The organism is Vibrio ichthyoenteri ATCC 700023, assembly GCF_000222605.1.
GTDB classification, from domain to species: domain Bacteria; phylum Pseudomonadota; class Gammaproteobacteria; order Enterobacterales; family Vibrionaceae; genus Vibrio; species Vibrio ichthyoenteri.
The window spans coordinates 1-1,201 of the sequence record NZ_AFWF01000065.1; the positions used below are offsets into that span (position 1 = coordinate 1).

1 protein-coding gene is annotated in these 1,201 nt (G+C 35.2%); it reads right to left on the minus strand.

Translation table 11 applies throughout. The features are described 5' to 3' along the window. Positions 1-147: 147 nt before the first annotated feature. On the minus strand, positions 148-1,137 hold the full coding sequence (locus tag RH85_RS05990; protein ID WP_006711314.1) for a ParB N-terminal domain-containing protein: 990 nt from the start codon (positions 1,135-1,137) through the stop codon (positions 148-150). Positions 1,138-1,201 lie beyond the last annotated feature (64 nt).

A 1,201-nucleotide genomic window follows, 5' to 3' on the forward strand; every position in this document is an offset into this window, starting at 1 on the left:
AGGAAAGGGTTATCAAGGGAAAAGCCCTATCCAGAAAGGGACAAAAGGGAGCAATTGGATATTAGTGTGCAACCTCGGCATTCACGCATGTGAAACCAATAACAAAAACAGAAAATAACATTTAAAAACAACAATATAGATGTAAGGCTAGCTTTCGGCATCCATAAGTTCACGAATGAAATCTTTTATTTTTTTCTTTTTATCATCTGGCACTTTGCGTAAATTAATTATTGCAGAATCTTTGCTTTTAATTGAAAACGTCACACCTCTACCAAGATTTTCTACCTTTAACTTATCCTTTTCTTTGTTTTTTGGTGTACGAATCAGTCTATCTTTTGCCGTACCAATTATATGACAGACTAATTCTGTATGCTCTTCGGGGGTGCAAGCATTCTCCAATGCTATTACTAATTCACCCTCAAGATCATCAATAAAGGATTGAAGCTTAATATCTCGAGACTGCAATACTTTTGTTACATTAACAAGTAACTTAGTGTGCTTTTGAGAGGCTATTAAACTATTATCAAGAAAAAGGTTTAGTAACTCATTTGGAACTTTTGCGGCATTTATACATAACGAAAGATACCCTGTGGAAACACCTTCGGCATCTGCCATCGTTTTTGCATCAGGGTAAATTCCTTGTGATAATTTTGCTTGATAAAAACGCCCCCACTCAACGTAAGAAAGTTTCTTTTTTTGTTCAGAAATTCGTACTATTTCTTCGGCATCTTTGAGAGATAATTTGCAATTTGCAACCTCAACAACATATTGACAGTTCTTTATAATGGCAGCCTTTCGCCTTCTTGAACCATCAACAATTTTTACAATACCGTCATCTAAATACCCAATCGCAGGATATAGCTGTATATCATCGATACTTGATATAATATCCTGTAGATTCTCCGCCGTAAGCTGCTCTTGATCTCTAATATTAGAGACGTCAACAGCAGTACTAGACTCTATATCACATCTATCTTTAAACCACCGAAGTTCAAGCTCAACTAGCTTTCCAGAACCTAACTTTAACTTACGCAAATTATTTTGAACATTCGTTGCAACACACTCATCATGAACACCTATATTTTCTATGGCCGACTTTCTTTGTTGCAATCGCTTTGCTAGTGCATTATTACTCATACTTATATCACTTAAATATTATTGTTTCTTATGGTAATGCATGATCATCTCAATTAATTCATGC